The organism is Lichenifustis flavocetrariae (assembly GCF_026130545.1).
GTDB lineage: Bacteria > Pseudomonadota > Alphaproteobacteria > Rhizobiales > Beijerinckiaceae > Lichenihabitans > Lichenihabitans flavocetrariae.
Window position 1 is genome coordinate 14,381 of the sequence record NZ_JAMOIM010000021.1, and the last position, 20,824, is coordinate 35,204.

16 protein-coding genes are annotated in these 20,824 nt (G+C 64.2%); 10 read left to right on the forward strand and 6 right to left on the reverse strand.

The window, feature by feature from the left end; genetic code table 11:
* The first annotated feature begins 171 nt into the window (after positions 1 to 171).
* Positions 172 to 1,656: an IMP dehydrogenase gene (gene guaB, locus M8523_RS24150; RefSeq protein WP_282587469.1), complete on the forward strand. Its 1,485-nt coding sequence runs from the start codon at positions 172 to 174 to the stop codon at positions 1,654 to 1,656.
* A 170-nt stretch (positions 1,657 to 1,826) separates the two neighbouring features.
* On the opposite strand, the gene M8523_RS24155 is transcribed toward guaB, so the two are convergent.
* Positions 1,827 to 1,973 carry a hypothetical protein gene (locus M8523_RS24155; RefSeq protein ID WP_282587470.1) on the reverse strand — a complete coding sequence of 49 codons (147 nt, stop codon included), beginning with the start codon at positions 1,971 to 1,973 and terminating at the stop codon, positions 1,827 to 1,829.
* A gap of 98 nt (positions 1,974 to 2,071) precedes the next feature.
* Here M8523_RS24155 and M8523_RS24160 point away from each other — a divergent pair, with 98 nt between their 5' ends.
* On the forward strand, positions 2,072 to 3,364 hold the full coding sequence (locus M8523_RS24160; protein ID WP_282587471.1) for an RsmB/NOP family class I SAM-dependent RNA methyltransferase: 1,293 nt from the start codon (positions 2,072 to 2,074) through the stop codon (positions 3,362 to 3,364).
* 456 nt (positions 3,365 to 3,820) lie between these two features.
* Here the strand turns inward: M8523_RS24160 and trpE are convergent, their stop codons facing one another.
* Positions 3,821 to 5,329: an anthranilate synthase component I gene (trpE, locus tag M8523_RS24165; RefSeq protein ID WP_282587472.1), complete on the reverse strand. Its 1,509-nt coding sequence runs from the start codon at positions 5,327 to 5,329 to the stop codon at positions 3,821 to 3,823.
* Entirely contained in the window at positions 5,326 to 7,236 is a 1,911-nt protein-coding gene (locus M8523_RS24170) for a SurA N-terminal domain-containing protein (protein ID WP_282587473.1), read from the reverse strand. Before M8523_RS24170 ends, trpE begins: the two co-directional genes overlap by 4 nt.
* A gap of 198 nt (positions 7,237 to 7,434) precedes the next feature.
* On the opposite strand from M8523_RS24170, the gene M8523_RS24175 reads away from it, so the two are divergent.
* A complete protein-coding gene (locus tag M8523_RS24175; RefSeq protein ID WP_282587474.1) occupies positions 7,435 to 8,421 on the forward strand; it encodes an aldo/keto reductase in 987 nt (328 codons plus the stop codon).
* On the opposite strand, the gene M8523_RS24180 is transcribed toward M8523_RS24175, so the two are convergent.
* Entirely contained in the window at positions 8,414 to 10,045 is a 1,632-nt protein-coding gene (locus M8523_RS24180; RefSeq protein ID WP_282587475.1) for an adenylate/guanylate cyclase domain-containing protein, read from the reverse strand. The genes M8523_RS24175 and M8523_RS24180 overlap by 8 nt on opposite strands.
* A gap of 207 nt (positions 10,046 to 10,252) precedes the next feature.
* On the opposite strand from M8523_RS24180, the gene tpiA reads away from it, so the two are divergent.
* From tpiA to M8523_RS24200, 4 genes are all read left to right on the forward strand, one after another.
* The gene (gene tpiA / locus M8523_RS24185) at positions 10,253 to 11,011 is read left to right on the forward strand and encodes a triose-phosphate isomerase (protein WP_282587476.1); all 759 of its coding nucleotides are present in this window, start codon (positions 10,253 to 10,255) and stop codon (positions 11,009 to 11,011) included.
* Between the two features lie 99 nt (positions 11,012 to 11,110).
* On the forward strand, positions 11,111 to 11,521 hold the full coding sequence (secG, locus tag M8523_RS24190) for a preprotein translocase subunit SecG (RefSeq protein ID WP_282587477.1): 411 nt from the start codon (positions 11,111 to 11,113) through the stop codon (positions 11,519 to 11,521).
* 91 nt (positions 11,522 to 11,612) lie between these two features.
* Positions 11,613 to 13,241: a CTP synthase gene (gene pyrG / locus M8523_RS24195; RefSeq protein ID WP_282587478.1), complete on the forward strand. Its 1,629-nt coding sequence runs from the start codon at positions 11,613 to 11,615 to the stop codon at positions 13,239 to 13,241.
* 5 nt (positions 13,242 to 13,246) lie between these two features.
* A complete protein-coding gene (locus tag M8523_RS24200; protein WP_282587479.1) occupies positions 13,247 to 14,107 on the forward strand; it encodes a VOC family protein in 861 nt (286 codons plus the stop codon).
* A gap of 154 nt (positions 14,108 to 14,261) precedes the next feature.
* Here the strand turns inward: M8523_RS24200 and queF are convergent, their stop codons facing one another.
* Positions 14,262 to 14,720 carry a preQ(1) synthase gene (gene queF / locus M8523_RS24205; protein WP_282587480.1) on the reverse strand — a complete coding sequence of 153 codons (459 nt, stop codon included), beginning with the start codon at positions 14,718 to 14,720 and terminating at the stop codon, positions 14,262 to 14,264.
* A 197-nt stretch (positions 14,721 to 14,917) separates the two neighbouring features.
* On the opposite strand from queF, the gene M8523_RS24210 reads away from it, so the two are divergent.
* The 3 genes from M8523_RS24210 (at position 14,918) to prfA (ending at position 19,808) form a co-directional block, all read left to right on the forward strand.
* Entirely contained in the window at positions 14,918 to 16,156 is a 1,239-nt protein-coding gene (locus M8523_RS24210) for an aspartate kinase (protein WP_282587481.1), read from the forward strand.
* A 145-nt stretch (positions 16,157 to 16,301) separates the two neighbouring features.
* Positions 16,302 to 18,569 carry a phosphoenolpyruvate--protein phosphotransferase gene (gene ptsP / locus M8523_RS24215; protein ID WP_282587482.1) on the forward strand — a complete coding sequence of 756 codons (2,268 nt, stop codon included), beginning with the start codon at positions 16,302 to 16,304 and terminating at the stop codon, positions 18,567 to 18,569.
* Positions 18,570 to 18,737: 168 nt separating this feature from the next.
* A complete protein-coding gene (gene prfA / locus M8523_RS24220) occupies positions 18,738 to 19,808 on the forward strand; it encodes a peptide chain release factor 1 (protein WP_282587483.1) in 1,071 nt (356 codons plus the stop codon).
* 70 nt (positions 19,809 to 19,878) lie between these two features.
* On the opposite strand, the gene M8523_RS24225 is transcribed toward prfA, so the two are convergent.
* Positions 19,879 to 20,820: a YihY/virulence factor BrkB family protein gene (locus tag M8523_RS24225; protein ID WP_345894289.1), complete on the reverse strand. Its 942-nt coding sequence runs from the start codon at positions 20,818 to 20,820 to the stop codon at positions 19,879 to 19,881.
* Positions 20,821 to 20,824 lie beyond the last annotated feature (4 nt).

Below are 20,824 nucleotides of genomic sequence, written 5' to 3' on the forward strand. Positions count from 1 at the left end.
GAGCCTTGTTGCCGGGCCGAATGGCGGTTTCGGGGCAGCCTCAGGCTTTGCAGTGCCGGGACGGCATGCTATGTGCCCCTGCCAATTCCCTGCGGCTGAACATGGATTTCAGCCGCTCTTTCTTCGTTCCTGAGCTGGCATCTGCCGCCTGGGCGACTCTCGGAGTGGCACATGTTGGCACGCGATATCCTGACCGAGGCTCTGACCTTCGACGACGTCCTCCTGCGGCCGGGACACTCGACCGTCATGCCGCGCGACGTGAGCCTTAAGACGAGGCTCACCCGTAGCATCGAACTGAACCTGCCGCTTCTTTCCTCGGCCATGGATACTGTGACCGAGGCGCGTCTCGCCATCACCATGGCCCAGGCCGGCGGCATTGGAGTGATTCACCGCAATCTGGAGCCGGAAGCGCAGGCGGAGGAAGTCCGCAAAGTGAAGCGCTACGAAAGCGGCATGGTGGTCGACCCGATCACGATCCATGCGGATGCGACGCTCGCGGACGCCCTTGCGCTGATGCGCCACCACAATATTTCGGGTATTCCGGTTGTGGAGCCGGGACCGAAATCGCAGCCGGCGATCTTGCTCGGCATCCTCACCAACCGCGATGTCCGGTTCGGCGACGATCCGTCACAGCCGATTCACGAATTGATGACCCGGAAGGTGATCACCGTACGGGAGGGCGTCCGCCCGGACGATGCCCGCCGGCTTTTGCACCAAAACCGCATCGAGAAGCTGGTTGTGGTCGATGACGAAGGACGCTGCGTCGGCCTCCTGACCGTCAAGGACATGGAAAAGGCGACGATGCACCCCAACGCTTGCAAGGACCCCGAAGGGCGCCTGCGGGTGGCTGCGGCGTCCAGCGTCGGCGACAAGGGATTCGAGCGGTCCCTGCTGCTGATGGAGGCGGGTGTCGACTGCATCATCGTCGATACGGCGCACGGTCATTCCCAGCATGTGCTCGACCAGGTCTCACGTCTCAAGCGCCAGTCGAACAAGGTCGCGATCATCGCCGGCAATGTGGCGACGAGCGAAGGCGCCAAAGCGCTGATCGACGTTGGCGCCGATTGCATCAAGGTCGGCATTGGACCGGGGTCGATCTGCACCACTCGGATCGTGGCGGGTGTGGGCGTGCCGCAATTTACCGCCATCCTGGAAGCCGTCGAGGAGGCACGCAAGCAGGACACGCCTGTGATCGCCGACGGCGGCATCAAATATTCAGGCGACTTCGCCAAAGCCATCGGGGCAGGGGCCGAGAGCGTCATGATCGGCTCGCTTCTGGCGGGAACCGACGAGGCGCCGGGCGAGGTGTTCCTGTATCAAGGCCGCTCGTTCAAGGCCTATCGTGGCATGGGGTCGGTAGGCGCCATGGCGCGGGGCTCGGCCGACCGTTATTTCCAGCAGGAGATCAAGGATCAGATGAAGCTGGTCCCGGAGGGCATCGAGGGGCAGGTGCCTTATCGGGGACCGGCCGGCCCGATCTTGCACCAACTGGCTGGCGGCTTGCGGGCCGCGATGGGTTATGTGGGCGCCGCCACGATCGCCGAATTCCAGCAGAAGGCGAAGTTCCATCGCATCACGGGGGCAGGCTTGCGCGAGAGCCATGTGCATGACGTCGCGATCACGCGCGAGAGCCCGAACTACCCGACGGGCGTGTGATCCGGTTTATCCGGATGCCGTTGCAACTGCCATCGACCGCGATCCCAAAATCGCGGCCTCGTTTTCAATAGATCACCCCGCACGCGGGCAAGCTGCTCTGAAAGCAAAAAAGTGTGAGCGCCTTTCGGCGGCTCACACCTGATGCAAGCTTCCCGTTTGGGACGTTTGCCTTACTGATGGTTTTCGAGCGTCGTCTTTGCGTCGGCGTGGCGCGGCGGGGGCGCCATCATGGGCGGGGGCGGCGGGGGTGCTGAGGCGCAGGCCGCCAGCGACAAGGCAAGGGCGGCGAGAGCCGACCGGCACAGAATCCGGGTCATGAAAGTCCTTCGTGGGTCTGAATAATTCCGCAGCCGCTTTTATGGCGGCGCACCATCTTCAATACGGCCCTTCCCGGCTCAAATGTGGCGAAACTGTAATGAACCCCTCTGCAAGGCTCTCGGCAGCCATTGAGATCCTCACTGTGATGGATGAGCAACGCCGCCCGGTGGCGGATGTTCTGCGGGATTGGGGGCGCAGCCATCGCTTCGCTGGCTCCAAAGACCGCGCCGCCATCGGCGATCTCGCCTATGACGCGCTTCGGGTTCATGCCTCAGCGGCCTGGATCATGGGCGACGCGTCGCCTCGCGCGGTGCTGCTCGGCGCCTTGCGCCGCATCCGTGGCATGACGTCCGAGACCATCGCGGGCCTGCTGACCGGACAGGACCATGCGCCCGCACCTCTCACCGAGGCCGAGCTTGCGCGGCTCGACACAGATACGCTTGCCGATGCCCCGGATCACATTCGCGGTGATATTCCCGAATGGCTCGCCCCCTCTTTCGCGGCCGTGTTCGGTCAGGACACCGCGGCCGAAGGTGAGGCTCTGTCCCGTCGCGCGCCCGTCGATCTCCGGACCAACCTTCTCAAGGGCGATCGCGCCAAGGCGGAACGCGCGCTCAAGCATCTCGGGCCGGAGCCTACCCCTTATTCCCCTTGGGGATTGCGCCTGGTGCACAGCGACCGCGCCCCCGCCATGGCGGCCGAGCCCGCTTATGCCAAGGGGCTCGTCGAAGTGCAGGACGAGGGCTCCCAACTGGCCGCCTTGCTGAGCGGTGCCGGTCCGGGCCAGCAGGTGCTCGATCTCTGTGCCGGCGGTGGCGGCAAGACGCTCGCGCTGGCGGCCATGATGGAAAACAAGGGCCAGGTCTATGCGGCCGACGCGGATGGGCGCCGGCTGACCCCGATCTATGACCGGCTGGCGCGGGCCGATGCGCGCAACATCCAGGTGCGAGCGCCGCGCGGCACGCAGGATGTGCTGGCCGATCTGGCGGGTCGCTGTGACCTCGTCTTCATCGACGCCCCCTGCACCGGGACCGGCACCTGGCGGCGCAATCCGGATGCCAAATGGCGCCTTCGACCCGGCGCCCTCGAACAACGCTGCAAGGCGCAGGATGAAGTTCTGGCCGCGGCGGTCCGCTATCTCAAGCCAGGTGGCCGGCTGCTCTATGCGACCTGCTCGGTGCTCCATGAAGAGAACGAGGATCGCATTGCCGCGCTGCTGGCCGCCCATCCCGATCTTTTGCCGCTGGACGCAGGTGTAATGGCTGCGCGCGCTGGTGTCCCGCAACTCGGAAATCATGCTTCGAAATCGGGCCCGGGCCTGCGCCTGACGCCCCGCACCACCGGTACGGACGGCTTCTACATCGCGGCGCTGACCCGCGCGGCGGGGTGACCTATGGCGGCCTCTTTGGCGACCTGAATCAGGCTCGACGGGTGTCATGTCCCTTCGCGCCGCAAGCTGCTGCAGGATTCGATTCAGTCTCTGAAGGCCTGACGCGGTTTCTCCCCTCTCCCTTGTGGAGAGGGGCGGGGGTGAGGGTTGCGACGAACGCGCGGTTTTCTTCAGGAAACCAATGCCTGCGCCCGTATCCACCCTCACCCCTAACCCCTCTCCACAGGGGAGAGTGGAATTGCAGGACGCTCCACTGAGATATGTGAATGCCGTAGCCGCCTGCGGGACGAAGGGTCAAAACCCGATGGCCAGCCAAGGACGACCAGTCGAACCTGATGCAGCTTGGTATTAGGCGTCACGCATCACTGAAACGCACACGACGATCAGGCGATGTGGCGGCAGTTCGGCCGCTTGAGATGAAGGGCGTGCTCAAACACTGCCAGCTCTCCGACCCCGCTATTGCCCCCGTCGCGCCGAGGTCGCGAAGCGGACAGCCTCCTCGGCGGCGCGCACCAGGGCGCGGGCCTTGTTCTCGCATTCGGCATATTCCGAGGCCGGATCGGAATCATAGACGATGCCGGCGCCCGATTGGACATGCATGGTACCGTCCTTGATGACCGAAGTGCGCAGCACGATACAGGTATCCATCTCGCCGCCGGCGCCGAAGTAGCCGATACAGCCGCCGTAGATGCCACGTTTGTCGCGTTCGAGCTCGTCGATGATCTCCATGGCGCGCACCTTCGGGGCGCCGGAGACCGTGCCGGCCGGAAAGCCTGCCGCGAGCGCGTCGATCGTATCGCGGGAGGGGTCTAGTTCGCCCTCGACGTTCGACACGATGTGCATCACATGGCTGTAGCGTTCGATGAAGAACTTGTCGGTCACGGTCACGGTGCCGATACGTGACACGCGTCCCGCGTCGTTGCGGCCGAGGTCGAGGAGCATCAAGTGCTCGGCGAGTTCCTTGGCGTCGGCCAGGAGTTCCTTGGCGAGGCGATCGTCGTCGGCAGGCGTCGTCCCCCTAGGCCGTGTTCCGGCGATCGGCCGGACTGTGACCTTGCCGTCGCGTACCCGCACGAGGATCTCGGGGCTCGAACAGCAGATCTGGAAGGCGCCGAAGTCGAGAAACGACAGGAACGGCGCGGGATTGACGCGTCGGAGCGCCCGATAGAGCGAGAAAGGCGGGAGGTCGAACGAGGCCGAAAACCGCTGCGACAGCACCACCTGAAATACGTCGCCGGCCCGGATGTAATCCTTGGCCCGCTCCACCATGGCGAGAAAGTCGCCGCGTGGCGTATTCGACACCGGTGGCTGGGGCTTGAGGAATGGATCGACCGACGAGGACCCATGCGCGAGGGGGCTGTCGAGCACCTCGACGATGCGCTCGATCCGCGTCATCGCGCTGGCGCGGGCCACGTCGGTCGTGAGCCCGGCGCGCGCGCGCACCGGGCTGACGACCGAGATTTCGTCCCGCACATTGTCGAACACTACCATGACCTGGGGGCGGATCATGATGGCATCGGGCACGCCGATCGGATCGGGCTTGGCTGGCGCCAGCCGCTCCATGTGCCGCACCATATCGTAGCCGAGATAGCCGAACACGCCGGCCGCCATGGGCGGCAAGCCTGCCGGGAGGTCAATGGCCGACTCCGCCAGCAACCGCCGCAGGGCGTCGAGCGGTTTGCCGGAACACGGCAGGAAAGCGTCGGGGTCGGCCTGTGGCTGGTGGTTGATCTCGGAATTTTCGCCGGTGCAGCGCCAGATCACATCGGGGTCGAGCCCGATCATTGAGTAACGGCCGCGTGTCGCGCCGCCCTCGACTGATTCGAGAATGAAGATCGGTCCGCGCGTGGCGGCCTGCAGCTTGAGAAAGGCCGAAACGGGTGTTTCCAGATCGGCGACCAGCACCGTCGAGACGACGCTCGCAGGCTCCCTCGGAGCCCCTATTGATGGCGTGCCTCGGCTCATCCGTTGTCCCCGCCGATTGCGCTGTTCAACACGGTTGGGTTGATCTTGATCGTCATTGTCCCTTCGAGACGGGACAGATAGGCGGCCAGAATGTCGTCGGCAAAGAGATTGCGATACTGGCCTTGGAGTTGTTCCGTTTCGGGAGCGTCCGGATCCATCGTCGGCACCACGCTGTCGAGGACCTTGAACAGGATGCGGCTGCCATCGCTGCCATCGGCGGAGCCGGCCGACCCAACGGCCGTGTCGAACGCCTTGACGGCCACAGGACCGGGAACGTCATCGGCGCCCGCCCGCTTGAGATCGCTGGCATGCTTGATCTCGGCATTGTTGGCGGAAGCCGCCACCTGCTCCATCGTCTGGCCGCCGTTCAGAGCCTTGACCCATTCGTCGGCTTTGGCGACGAGGCGTTTTGCGATCTCGTCCTTCCGCAAGGCTTGTTCGACTTGAGCCTTGACCTCGTCGAACTTGCGCTGGTGCGCCGGATCGATTCCGGCGACCTCGAACCAGATCTGATCGCCCGCGCGGCTCTGGACCACGTCGGTGTCGACGCCGACATCGGACGCAAACGCCGCGCGGAGGACGTCGTCACGGTCGGGAATATCCACCAAAGCGCCGGCGGGATCATGTCCGGTCGCATCGACCGCGTCGACCGTGCGGACCTCCAGGCCGACGGCTTTCGCGGCCTCGGCCAAGGTTTTCCCCGATGCCCGTTGGTCCTCGATCTTGTCGTGGAGGTCGCGCAGCGCATCCCGGGTACGGGCGGCAGAGTTGGCGATCTCCTGCCGAATTGCAGGCGCAACCTCTTCGAACGTCTTCTTGGTTCCCGCCTCGATCGCAGTCACGTGGATCAGCACAGTTCCGAACGTGCCCTTGATGGGATCGCTTGTGCCGTCGGCCGGCAGCGCGAACGCTGCGTCGGCGACCGCTTTGTCGAACAGGCTGCCCTTCGTCACCGCCCCGAGGTCGAGTTCCTTGCCGCTGACGTTTCGTTCCGCCGCGGCATCGGCAAAACTCTTGCCTGCCTTGATCTGCGCCGAGGCCGCCTGCGCGTCCGCCTCGTTCGGGAACACGATCTGCTTCAATGTTCGCCGTTCGGGCTGGCCGAACCGGCCACCCTCGTCCGCCTCGTAGAGGCGGCGCATCTCCGCCTCCGATACGGCCTCTGGCTTGGCCACCGTGGCGGGAGATGTGGCCAAAATGACCAATTTACGGAATTCCGGTGCCGAAAACTCCGACTTGTGAGCGTCGTAATAGGTCTGCAGCGCAGCGGCATCCGGCGCCGGCACGTCGCCCACAAGTGTCGGCGGCAGGACGATCATATCGATGCTGCGGGTTTCGGCCTGCAAGCGGTGAAGCGCATCGAGCGCGGCCTTGGGTACGCTGAGGGCGCCCGCGACGCCGTCGACAAGTTCCTGACGCAGGTAGGTCTGGCGCTGGTCGCGCAGGAAGCTCTGCTCGGTCAGGCCATTGTTCCGCAGAAGCGTGTTGAAGCGATCGCGATCGAACTTGCCGCCCGGACCCGCAAAGGTCGGGTCGTCGACGACAGCCTTGCCGATCTGCGCCTCGGAGATGGCGAGCCCAAGCTTGTCTGCCTCGACGTCGAGGATCGTGTCGGTCACCAGGCGTGAGAGAACCTGCTGGTCCAACCCGTACTGACGGGCCTGCGCGCTGGTCACAGGCTTGCGAAGCCGCTGCTCCAGTTGCTGCATGGCGATCTGGTAGCCACGGCGGTAGGTCTCGACGGAAATGTCGCGATTCCCGACCCGTGCCACCCAGGTGGCACTGCTGGTGCGAAACAGGTCCGCGAAGCCGAAAAAGCTCAGGCCGACGATGATCAGCAGGAAAATCAGCGCCATGCCGATCTTGCCGATCAACGAATTCTGTACCGAACGCATGCTTTCGAGCATGGAAAAAGGTCCGCCTCTACCGCAACGTCGCACCCGACGAGCGCCGGCTGAACACCCCCGACCGGAGCGGTCGGCACCATAACCACGGTGGCACAGTGGTGCAACGGGGCGAAACCACGAAGCTTACCCTTGCGAGACGCCGGTCCCGCGACATGTCAATCCAGAATGCGCCGCGTGCCGGCATGTCGGGGGAATCAGATGGACTACGTTAATCTCGGCCGCAGCGGGCTCAAGGTCTCCCGCTTGTGCCTCGGCTGCATGACCTATGGCGAGCCGGATCGCGGCAACCATCCCTGGACCCTATCGGAAGAGGAGAGCCGGCCCTTCCTCAAGAAGGCGCTCGACCTCGGCATCACATTTTTCGACACCGCCAACGTCTATTCGGACGGTTCGAGCGAGGAGATCGTCGGACGTGCGCTGAAGGATTATGCGAAGCGCGACGAGATCGTGCTGGCCACCAAGGTGCATGGCGTGATGCGACCCGACGCCAATGGGCGCGGCCTGTCCCGCAAGGCGATCATGACCGAAATCGATCATAGCCTGCGCCGTCTCGGCACCGACTATGTCGATCTCTATCAGATCCACCGCTTCGATCCCGACACGCCCGTCGAAGAGACGTTGGAAGCCCTGCACGATGTGGTGAAGGCCGGGAAGGCCCGCTACATCGGCGCCTCGTCGATGTATGCGTGGCAGTTCTGCAAGGCCCTTCATCTCGCGGATCGGCACGGCTGGACGCGGTTCGTGTCCATGCAGAATCACTACAACCTGCTGTACCGCGAGGAAGAGCGCGAGATGATGGGCCTGTGTATCGAGGAGGGCATCGGGGTCATTCCCTGGAGCCCGCTGGCACGTGGCAAGCTCACGCGGCCTTGGGAAGACACGCCGACGACCGCCCGGGGCGAGACCGATGCCTTCGGCCAGACACTCTATGCCGGCATGAAGGAGGCCGACCGCGCCACCGTCGAGCGGGTCGGCAGCGTCGCGTCGGCGCGCGGCGTGAGTCGAGCCGAAGTTGCGATGGCTTGGCTGTTGCAGCAGCCAGGGGTCACCGCTCCCATCATCGGCGCGTCGAAGCCCGGCCATCTCGAACAGGCCGTGGCGGCCCTCTCGCTGCGGTTGGAGGCGGACGAGGTCAGGCAACTCGGCGAGGCCTACGCGCCCCACCCGGTTGCCGGATTCAAATAAGCAGGAACGTCTGCATCGCGCCCTTGCCCTTGATGTTCATGGGGGGCAGGGGCTCGAACCCGTAGGCATCGCCAACGGCGGCCCGCACAGCTTCGGAGACGTGAACGCGCCCGGCGACGCCGTTGCGCTCCATACGGCTGGCGACGTTCACCGTGTCTCCCCACACATCGTAGACGAATTTGTCCGTCCCGATGACGCCTGCCACGACCGGACCCGTATGCATGCCGATTCGGGCTTCGAGCTGCTCGCCAACCTCTCGTCCAGCGGCCGCAACGGCCTCCGGGATCGCCAGTGCCATGCGGGCAGTCGCAAGCGCATGGTCCGGGCGCGCGTTCGGTAGGCCCCCAGCCACCAGATAGGCGTCGCCGATCGTCTTGATCTTTTCGAGCCCATTGGCCTTGGCGAGGCGGTCGAGGTTCGAAAAGACGCTGTTGAGCAATGCGATCATGCGAGGTGCCGGCATGCGGCTCGACAGGGCCGTGAACCCGACAATGTCGCAGAACAGGATGGTGGCCGCCTCGAAATGGTCGGCGATGACGGTTTCGCCATGACGTAGGCGCTCGACAACCGGTCCCGGCAGCATCGACCTAAGCAGAGATTCGGACCTCTCACGTTCGACCCGCAACTGTTCGACATAGGCCTGTTCGCGGTCGCGTAGGGTCTTCCGCTCGACCAGGGCCGAGATGCGGGAGCGCATGAGAATCGGATCGAGCGGCTTTTGCATCACGTCGTCGGCGCCGGCCTCGATGCAGAGCACCGCACTCTCCACCTCGTCGGCGCCCGACATGATGATGACGGGAATCGTGGAGGTATGCGGAGTGCCGCGCAGCTGGCGCAAAACGTCGACGCCGTTCAGGCGCGGCATCAGGAAGTCGAGCAGCACGAGGTCGAAATTCTGCTGCCCGGTCACCCGCAGGGCCGCTTCCCCGTCGCTGCAGGCGCAGACTTTATGCCCGTCTCTTTCGAGCCGGCGCGTAAGCAGGTCCAGACTGGACGGGTTGTCATCGACCACAAGGAGATAACCGGTTGCGCGGGCGGCGAGTGTCGGCTGTTCCGAGAGGACCGACCGGAGGGTCGCCACCGCCTGTTCCATTGCCGCGGTCTGGTCCGACCCGGCTCCGGTCTCCCCGTGTGTGGTCGTCAATGAGCCGGACTGGATGAACTCGATCATCGAGTCGATGCCGCCGAGCAGCCGGCGCGAGGCTGCGAGAAGTCCGTCGAGCGTTTCCACCATGGTCGGAAATCCTTCTTCTCGGGCTTCCTCCAGGAGCAACTCGCCATATCCCATGATGGCCGTGATGGGCGTTCTCAGTTCGTGCCGCAGCGATGCCGTGAAATCGTCGATCTGCTTCTCGGACAAGGAGCGCTGCGAGGCTGACGTATCCAGCAATTCCTCGACGACGATGCGTAGCCGCAGGCTGGACGCCTTCATGGTTTGCAGATCGGCCCGGAAGGACGCCATCTGTTCGCGGGCGACATCCTCGATCACGAGATCGATGAAGCTCGACACGACATCGACCGGAGCGATGAACTCGGCCCGCACAAAGGCCGAGATGGCGCGCGCCAGCCGCTCGTCGTCGAAGTCCGGCTTCGCGGCAGCGACAATGCCCGGCGCTTGATTCATTCCCGAACAGATCTCCAGAGCATTGATGACACTCGCGCCCATCTCAACAAAACGCAACGCGCCGCATCAAGGTAACCCGCAGAATGCTGGCTCGTTGCCGAGCGGGAGGTTGGATCAGGAGGTGAGGACGATGCCAGGCGTCGCTTTCAAATTGCCGGGTCATCTGCTACCCCGCCTCAACCGGCACAGCTCACGTTAGAGGCAATCATGGCGTTTTCGTCGCATCCTATCGTGGTCGGCAACTGGAAGATGAACGGCCTGCAGGCGTCGTTGGATCAGGTTCTCGCCGTGCGGGAGGCTTGCGCGACCGGCGCGGCAGGGCGGTGCGAAGTGGCGCTTTGCGTCCCCGCGACCCTCATCGCTCAAGCCGCCTCGCTCTTGGCCGGCAGCCGGTTGATGATCGGCGGCCAGGATTGTCACGCCGCGGCGCTCGGCGCCCATACCGGTGACATTTCGGCCGAGATGCTGAAAGATGCCGGGGCGAAACTGGTGATCGTGGGCCATTCGGAGCGCCGCGCGAACCACGGCGAGACCGACGCGATCGTCAACGAGAAAGCGCAAGCTGCGGCCCGCGCGGGCCTCACACCCATCATCTGCGTCGGCGAAACCCGCGCCGAGCGGGACGCCGGCGAAACCCTTCGTGTGATCGGGCGGCAGATCGACGATTCCGTGCCCCGTGGCTCAAATCCCGAGGCAACGATCATCGCCTATGAGCCCGTATGGGCCATCGGGACCGGTCTCACGCCGACCGAAAAGGACGTGGCGGAAGTGCATGCGTTCATCCATCGGCGTCTTGCCACGCTCGTCCCGACCGGTGGCAAGGACATGCGCATCCTCTACGGCGGTTCGGTCAAGGCGTCGAATGCGGCAGCGCTGCTTGCCATCGACCATGTCGACGGCGCGCTGGTGGGCGGGGCGAGCCTGAAGGCCGCCGATTTCCTGGGTATCACCGGCGTCTATCGTTGAGCTCTCTCGCATCGGTTTCCAAAAGGCTCGGGCTCGTATAGAAGGCCGGCAACCCCGAACATGACCGGCAGGCGCTCGATGCCTGCCTGAGGCATCGTGATGCAAACCGTATTGATCGTCATTCATCTCCTGATCGTTATCGCGCTCGTCGGCGCGGTGCTGCTGCAGCGCTCCGAAGGGGGAGCCTTGGGAGTGGGCGGCGGCGGCGGATTCATGACTGGTCGGGGACAGGCCAATGCGCTCACAAGGGCCACGGCGATCTTGGCCACACTGTTCTTTCTGACGAGCCTCGGGCTCACGCTCCTGGCCAATCTCCACCGCACACCGCGCTCGATCTTCGATGCGCCGGGGTCGAGCACCCAGGCTCCGAAAAGCGTGCCGGCGCCCGCTCCGGGCACCTCTGTGCTCGATCAATTGAAGCAGATTCAGGAGCAGAAATCCGGTGCCGCTCCGAGCGCACCAGCGGTGCCGTCGGCTCCGGCCGTGCCGGAGCCTCCGAAGTCTCAATAAATCAAGTTGTTCGAAATATCCGTGGATAGCTGAGGCGAGCGTCCTGGGGGCGCTCGCTTTTTTCGATTTTTGCCGTTAAGAATGAGGTCCCATGGCGCGGTATATTTTCATCACCGGCGGCGTGGTCTCTTCCTTGGGTAAGGGTCTGGCGGCGGCGGCACTCGGGTCGTTACTTCAGGCTCGCGGCTACACGGTCCGGCTCCGCAAGCTCGACCCTTATATCAACGTCGATCCGGGGACGATGAGCCCCTATCAGCACGGCGAGGTCTTCGTCACCGATGACGGGGCCGAGACGGATCTCGATCTCGGACACTACGAGCGTTTTACCGGGCGCCCGGCCACCAAGGCCGACAACACGACCACGGGGCGCATCTATCAGGAGATCATCACCAAGGAACGTCGCGGCGATTATCTCGGCGGTACCGTGCAGGTGATTCCGCATGTCACCAATGCCATCAAGGAATTCGTCCTCGACGGCAACGAGGGCACCGACTTCATCCTGGTCGAAATCGGCGGCACGGTTGGCGATATCGAGGGGTTGCCCTTCTTCGAGGCGATCCGGCAACTCGGCAATGATCTGCCGCGCGGCCACGCGGTCTACATTCACCTGACGCTTCTGCCCTACATTCCGAGCGCGGGTGAGCTCAAGACCAAGCCGACCCAGCATTCGGTCAAGGAGTTGCGCTCGATCGGCATCCAGCCCGATATTCTATTGTGCCGCACCGATCGACATATCCCGCGCGAAGAACGGCGCAAGATGGGACTCTTCTGTAACGTGCGGGAGGATGCGGTGATCGAGGCGCGCGACGTCTCCTCGATCTACGACGTTCCCCGTGCCTATCATGCGGCCGGACTCGACCGCGCCGTCCTGGCCGCCTTCGGCATCGAACCGGCCCCGAAGCCCAACCTGAGCCGCTGGGCGAGCGTGACTGAGCGCCTGCAAAACCCCGAAGGTGAAGTCACGATCGCGGTGGTGGGCAAATATACGGGCATGAAGGACGCCTATAAGTCGCTGATCGAGGCGCTGACCCATGGCGGCATCGCCAACCGGGTGCACGTGAAGCTGGATTGGATCGAATCGGAGATTTTCGAAGGCACCGACCCGGCGTCGCATCTCGAACACGTGCATGGCATCCTGGTTCCTGGCGGCTTCGGCCAGCGTGGCGCCGAGGGCAAGATCAAGGCGGCGCGCTTCGCGCGGGAACGCAAGGTGCCGTATTTCGGCATTTGCTTCGGCATGCAGATGGCCGTGATCGAGGCCGCGCGTTCGCTCGGCGGCGTGCCGGACGCGAACTCGACCGAGTTCGGTCCCTGCGACGAAGCCGTCGTCGGTCTGATGACCGAGTGGATGCGCGGTAACGAACTCGAAAGCCGCGCGGCAGGCGGCGACCTTGGCGGGACGATGCGGCTCGGCGCCTTCCGGGCGCACCTGAAGCCCGGATCGAAGATCGCGACGATCTATGGCGAGACGGAGATCTCGGAGCGGCATCGCCACCGCTACGAGGTCAACACCCACTATCGTGAGCAGCTCGAGGCGAAGGGCATGATCTTCGCCGGAATGTCGCCGGACGGGCTGCTGCCCGAAACGATCGAGATGGCCGACCATCCGTGGTTCATCGGCGTGCAATATCATCCCGAGTTGAAGTCGCGGCCCTTTGCGCCGCATCCGCTCTTCGCAAGCTTCATCTCGGCGGCTCTCGTTCAGTCGCGTCTGGTCTGAGCCCGGTGACCCGGGCCCTCGACCATTTGGTGCTGTGCTCGCGCGATCTCTCCCGTCTCGCGGAGACGTATCGTCGTTTTGGCTTCACGGTCGGGCGGCGCAACACCCATCCGTGGGGCACGGTGAACCACATCGTCCAGTTTGATGGGATTTTCCTCGAACTGCTTGGCTTCGCGGACGACTATGTGCCCGTGGCGACTGACGATCCGGCCGCGCCCTTCGCGGGGTTTCTCGAGAAGGCCGCGGACGGGATCGCTATGCTGGTCCTGCGCAGCGACGATGCGGCGCGGGACGCCCAAAGCTTCTGCAAGGATGGGATCGGGCAGGGCCGCCTGCTGCCATTCTCCCGCTCGGCCCAGGGGGCTGACGGAAGCGACCGCACAGTGGCTTTCACGCTCGCCTTCGCGGCCCTGCCGACCCTGCCGGAGGTCGGAGCCTTTACGTGCCAGCAGCATCGACCCGAGAATTTCTGGAGCCGCGAGGCCCAGCGGCATGCCAACGGGGCCACGGGTGTCGCGTCCGTGACGATCGTTGCCGAGCGACCCTCCGATCATGCCGAAGACCTGGCACGCTTCACTGCCCCTTCCTCGGTCTCGTCGAGCGGCGGGGGACTTGAGGTTCAACTGCAGAACAGCCGGCTCGAAGTGGTCGCTCGGGCAGAATGGCCGTCACGCGGCGGCATCGAGATGCCGGACACGCGCGGCGCGTTCATGGCCGGCCTGACCGTCAGGGTACGCGATCTCTCGGTCGTCGCTGCGATCCTCACGGACACCGCTACGCCTCATCATGCTCAAACCGATCGCCTCGTCATCAAGCCCGATATTGGCGGCGGTGGCTTCATCTCATTCGTGCAGGTTGCTGGCTGACCATTCTGGGGTACGCCCGCGCGGACGCCGAACCCGACCCGAAGCAGGCTGCTGCGCACCCATGCCGAGGTATCACAGTAGGCGTTGACTCCTTACGCGCCACTGCGGCCGCGATTAAGGATCGAGAGCGTTGCCGACGACGCTCCGCCGCGAATCATCCCCGCCCGCGGTAGCTCGGGACCCCCTGATCCGGAAGCCATAGGCTCTCGGGTGGTATGCTGGTCTGCCAAAATACGTCGATCGGAATTCCGCCGCGGGGATACCAGTAGCCGCCGATTCGCAGCCAGGCCGGCGCCAGGAGCGCCACGATGTCCTTGCCGATCCGCACCGTGCAATCCTCGTGAAAGGCACCGTGATTGCGGAACGACGTCAGGTAGAGCTTCAGCGACTTCGATTCGACCAACCAGTCGCCCGGCACATAATCGATGGCGAGATGCGCGAAGTCCGGCTGGCCGGTGACAGGGCACAGGGAGGTAAACTCCGGCGCCGTGAAGCGGACCAGGTATGTGGTTCCCGGATGTGGATTCGGGACACGGTCGAGACGCGCCTCTTCCGGGCTCTGTGGGGTCGGCACGGCGCGGCCGAGCTGGGACGTGTGAAGTGTGTCGCTCATCACCGATGGGGTTCTGGAGTGTGATGCCGCCCGACCTAAGCGGCCTGGAGGCGCGGCGCAAGGCGGATACCTTGGCGCCGCGACCCGCATGGCACGATTGACACCCCGCCGGGAGCCCTTATTGATACGCGCCGCTTCGGACCGGGCTGGCGCGGCGGCCCCCGTGTGCTGTGTCACCTTTGCCGCCTGCGAGTCTCATGGCGCGTCTTGTTCTGAAATTTGGCGGCACCTCGGTTGCGAATCTCGATCGCATCCGTCGTTCCGCCCTGCATGTCAAACGCGAGGTCGATGCGGGACACGACGTGACTGTCGTGGTCTCCGCCATGTCGGGCAAGACGAACGAACTTGTCGGCTGGTGCGGCGAAGCCGCCTCCCTGCACGACGTCCGCGAATATGATGCCGTCGTGGCATCGGGCGAACTCGTCACCGCGGGCCTGATGGCGATTGTGCTGCAGAGCCTCGGCATTCCGGCCCGCTCCTGGCAAGGATGGCAAGTTCCAATCCTCACCAACGATGCCCATGGTTCGGCCCGGATCCAGTCCATCGATCCGACGGCCATCATTGAGGGGTTCGCGGCCGGCGAGGTGGCCGTGGTGGCCGGCTTTCAGGGCCTGCACCAGGAGAGTGGCCGCATCACCACGTTGGGGCGAGGCGGCTCGGACACGAGCGCGGTGGCACTGGCCGGCGCCATGAAGGCCGATCGCTGCGACATCTACACCGATGTGGATGGTGTCTACACGACCGATCCGCGCATCGTCCCGAAGGCGCGACGCCTCGATCGCGTGTCGTTCGAGGAAATGCTCGAAATGGCCTCGCTCGGCGCCAAGGTGCTGCAGGTGCGCTCCGTCGAAATCGCAATGAATTACAATGTGAAGACCTTCGTCCGTTCCTCCTTCGAGGATCCGGCGAATCCTTCCGCCGGCACGCTGATCTGCGCCGAAGAGGACATCATGGAACAACAAGTCGTCACCGGTATCGCCTTCTCCAAGGATGAGGCGCAACTCACATTGCGTCGGGTGGCTGACAAGCCGGGCATCGCGGCCTCGATCTTCGTCCCGCTGGCCGAGGCCAACATTAACGTCGACATGATCATCCAGGTCGTGTCGGACGACACGACCACGACCGATCTCACCTTCACGGTGCCAACCGCCGACTACGAGCGGGCGCGCGTGATTCTCGAAAAGTCGCGCGAGTCGATCGGCTATTCGGTGCTTCAGGGCAACACGGACGTCGTGAAGATCTCGGCCATCGGGATCGGCATGCGCAGTCACGCCGGCGTGGCGGCTCGCGCCTTCAAGGCCCTTGCCGAAAAAGGAATCAACATTCGGGCGATCACGACCTCGGAAATCAAGTTTTCGCTGCTGATCGATGCCGCTTATACCGAACTGGCGGTCCGTACTCTTCACAGCCTTTTCGGGCTCGACCGGGCGGCCTGACGTATAAACCGGCCCGGCGTGATGTTCTCCTTGCCGTCCGGCTGATCGGATCGCTATAGCTCGTTCGTCCGACGCACGTTTCGACGTGAACGTCAGGACGGAAAATGTGCGGCGCGGCGGCGTCCGCCTTGACGGTGGGGGGCCGATGAGAGGCTCTTTGGGCGGGCCACGATTGTTGCTGCGTCGACTTCGCGAGGTTATGGCGAAGCCGGTCTCCGCGCAGTCGCGTCTCGACGATATCGTCACGCAAATCGCCTTCAACATGGTCGCGGAGGTCTGCTCGGTCTACGTCCTGCACACGGACGGCCGGCTGGAGCTCTATGCCACCGAGGGGTTGAAGCGCGAGGCCGTTCACCTGACCACGATGCGGATCGACGAAGGCCTCGTCGGCCTCATCGCCGCGACTGCCGAATCCTTGGCTCTGCCGGACGCACAGGTTCATCCGGCATTCTCGTACCGGCCGGAAACAGGCGAGGAAATCTACCAATCGTTCCTGGGCGTTCCGATCCTGCGAGGCGGTAATACGCTTGGGGTGCTCGTGGTGCAGAATCGCGCCCGCCGCATTTATTCCGAAGAAGAGATCGAAGTTCTCCAAACGACCGCCATGCTGCTCGCCGAAATGATCGCGAGCGGGGAACTTCAATCCATCTTACCACCGGGTTCTGACACGGTTCTGCACCAATCTCACGCGTTGCGGGGCACCTCGGTCGCCGATGGGGTGGGCCTAGGTCATGTCGTGCTTCACGAATCGCGTGTGATCGTGAAAAAACTCGTGGCCGAGAACGTCGACAAGGAGGCCGAGCGGCTTGAAGAGGCCGTCGCGGCCTTGCGCGACGCGATCGACCGCCTCGTCGATCGCGGGGATCAGGTCGGCCCTGGCGAGCACCGCGAGGTGCTGCAGACCATTCGCATGTTCGCGCATGACCGGGGCTGGTTGCGTCGCCTGCGCGAAGCGGTGATGACCGGCCTCACGGCGGAAGCTGCCGTGGAGCGGGTGCAGAGCGACACGCGCGCGAAGCTGCAACGTCAGACCGACCCTTACCTGCGCGAACGCCTGCACGATCTCGACGATCTGGCCAACCGGCTGCTGCATCAGCTGACCGGCCAAAGCCTCGTGACGGCCCATGACGAGATGCCCGATAATGCCGTGCTGGTGGCGCGCAGCATGGGTCCGGCAGCCCTGCTCGATTACGACCGGCACCGCCTGCGTGGGCTCGTTCTGGAGGACGGCGGGTCGACCAGCCATGTCGCCATCGTGGCGCGTGCCCTGGGCGTGCCGGTCGTCGGGGACGTTGCCAGTGTTGTGAACCTGGTCGAGCCCGGGGATGCCATCATCGTCGATGGCACGACCGGCGAAGTGCACATTCGACCGACGCCCGAGGTCGAGGCGGCCTATGCCGAGAAGGCGCGCCTGCGCGCGCGGCGGCAGGAGCAATATCGCAAGCTGCGGGATGTCCCGGCGCTGTCCTTGGACGGGGTTCAGGTCGACCTTCACATGAACGCCGGCGTGATGCTGGACTTGCCCCATGTGGCCGAGACCAATGCGGCCTCGATCGGCCTGTTTCGGACCGAACTGCTTTTCATGGTGGCGTCCAAGTTCCCGCGCGCGAGCCAGCAATACGCCCTCTACAAGAGCGTCATGGATGCCATTCCCGACCGTCCGGTGACGTTTCGCACGCTCGACATCGGCGGCGACAAGATTCTGCCCTACATGCCCCGGCTCGAGGAAGAGAACCCGGCGCTCGGCTGGCGCGCGATCCGCATCGGGCTCGACCGTCCCGCCTTGCTGCGCTCCCAGTTGCGGGCGATGATCAAGGCTGGAGCCGGGCGCGAGTTGCGGGTCATGTTCCCGATGGTTGCGACGGTCGCGGAATTCAAGGCTGCCCGGACCATCGCCTTGCGCGAGCAGGATTGGCTGTGCCGCCATGGACATGGTGTCCCAAGCGACCTGCGGCTCGGCGTCATGGTGGAGGTCCCGTCGCTTTTGTGGCAGCTCGACGAGATCGCCGAGGCCGCCGATTTTCTGTCGGTCGGATCGAACGATCTCGGCCAGTATCTGTTTGCGGTCGACCGCGACAATAAACGTGTCGCCACGCGGTTCGACATGCTTTCGGCCCCCATGCTCCGCGCTTTGGCGGCCGTCGCTGCGGTCGGAGCCGTCAAGGGCAAACCGGTGACGCTGTGCGGCGAAATGGGCGGCAAACCCCTGGAGGCTCTGGCGTTGATCGCGCTGGGGTATCGCGGTCTATCGATGGCGCCGTCCTCGATCGGACCCGTGAAGGCCATGTTGCTGGCTCTCGACGTCGACAAGGCGTCGCACCATCTCAAGAGCCTGATTCAGTCCGGTGAGGACGGCCCCATCATTCGGGAGCGCCTGCGCGATTTTGCCGACGAGCAGGCAATTCCCATTTAGAGGATGCCATAACACCCACGATCCTCTAGGGATTGCCGACCGTGTTGGCAGAGCTTTGACATCCCTGGTCCCAAGCCGAGCCCCAGCCTGCGCCGGCTGTGCCACCTTTTGGCATGGCGGGCTTGGTCAACGCGGCTTCCCGCCCTCACAGTGCTCTGTCTTTTCCCCATGTTGCCGCACGACAAACTTGACCTGATCCTCCGCCGCCATGATGAAATCTCCGCGCGTCTCAGCGAGGGGGCGGACGGCGCGACGTTCGTCGCCTTGTCGCGCGAACTGGCTGAAACCGAGACGCTCGTCTCGGCCATCCGGGCCTATCGCGATCAGGCGGCCGATCTCGAAGGGATCGAGGCCATGCTGGGAGACGCCAGCCTCGACGCCGAGATGCTGGCTTTGGCCGAAGAGGAGCGGGTAACGGCCGCTGCGCGGCTCGTAGAGCTCGAACAGACGATTCGCGTGGCGCTACTGCCAAAGGATGCCGCCGACGAGAAGAGCGCAATCCTGGAAGTCCGGGCCGGCACGGGCGGCGACGAAGCGGCCTTGTTCGCGGGCGATCTGTTCCGGATGTATCAGCGTTACGCCGACTTGCATGGTTGGAAGGTCGAGGTGCTTTCGGCGACCGAGGGCACCATGGGCGGCTTCAAGGAAATCGTCGCCTCCGTGAATGGACGCGGCGTATTCGCTCGCCTCAAATACGAATCAGGCGTGCACCGCGTGCAGCGCGTGCCTGATACCGAGACGCAAGGTCGCATTCACACGTCGGCCGCCACGGTGGCGGTGCTGCCGGAGGCCGAAGAGGTCGATGTCGAGATCAACGAGTCGGACCTGAAGATCGACACGATGCGGGCGCAGGGCGCCGGCGGCCAGCACGTCAACAAGACGGAATCAGCCATTCGCCTGACCCATCTTCCGACCGGCATCGTGGTCTTCATGCAGGAAGAACGCTCCCAGCATCGCAATCGGCAGAAGGCTCTCGCGGTGCTGCGGTCGCGCATCTTCGACGAGCAGCGCCAAAAACTCGACAGCGAGCGGGCCGCCGACCGCAAGTCGCAGGTGGGGTCGGGCGACCGCTCCGAGCGTATCCGCACCTACAACTTTCCACAGGGGCGGATGAGCGATCACCGCATCAATCTGACGCTCTACAAGCTCGACAAGGTCATCGCTGGCGAAGCACTCGATGAGGTGATCGATGCTCTGACGACCGAGCATCAGGCGGCTCAACTCGCTGCGCAGAGCTGAGAGGCCCTCATCGCGCTTTATTGATCGGATTCGCGATGTTCGGCGAGACGAGAGGCAATCGGGACGAGCATCATGTTCGCGGGAAGCGTGACTTTGGTGGTGGCAGGCGTGTGACGTTGTTGCTCAACTCGGGCCGGGGCACCGCCCGGACGCCATGCCACCGGATGAGCGCGGCGTTGAGTTCACCTCCGATCACGAAGATCGTCGCCATCGTGTAGAGGAACACGAGAGCGATCATCACTGAGGCGAGGCCGCCGTAGGTCGATGCGTAGTTGCGGGCAAAATGCTGGAGGTAATGGCCGAACGCAACGCTGAAGATGATCGAGGCCACGAAGGTCAGGGCGATGCCGGGCAGCACCTGGGCAACCGTCCGGCGCTCGGCCGGAAGCCATTTATGCGCGATCAATAAGGCAAAACCCAAGGTGACGCTGACGAGGGAATAGCGGGCCACTGTCACCAGATTTTCGACCGCAGCGAGGCGGGGCACCCAGGCTAGGAGCGCTGACCAGAGCAACGGCGCCAGCACCACCAGGAAGGCGAGCATCAGCGATGCGATCGCGCCGATGAACACCACCACGATCGATTCCAGCCGCGTCAGCCACCAGGGTCGTTTTTCACGCACTCCATAGGCGCGGTTGAGCCCGACCCGGAAGGCCTCGACGCCGCTCGACGAGAAATAGACCGCGAGCGCGGCGCCCACCGTCACGATGCCGCTGCGGGGAACTGTCAGGACATTGTGGATCTCGGTCGAAATCGGGCCTGCCACCTGCGCGGGCCAGACGTCGAACAACAGGGTCGCGGCATTCTCGGCGAGTTGCGCCGAGCCGAAGAAGCCGGCCAGCGCGGTCATGAAGATCAGAAACGGGAACAGCGATGTCAGTGTCGTCAGAGCGATGTGGCTCGCGATGGCCCAGCCATCATCGGCGCTGAAACGCCAGATCACATCCGTGACGACGGCGAGCGAAATCCGGACGGTTTTCTCGAGTCTCGAGCGATGCGGCGACGGATCCACGGTG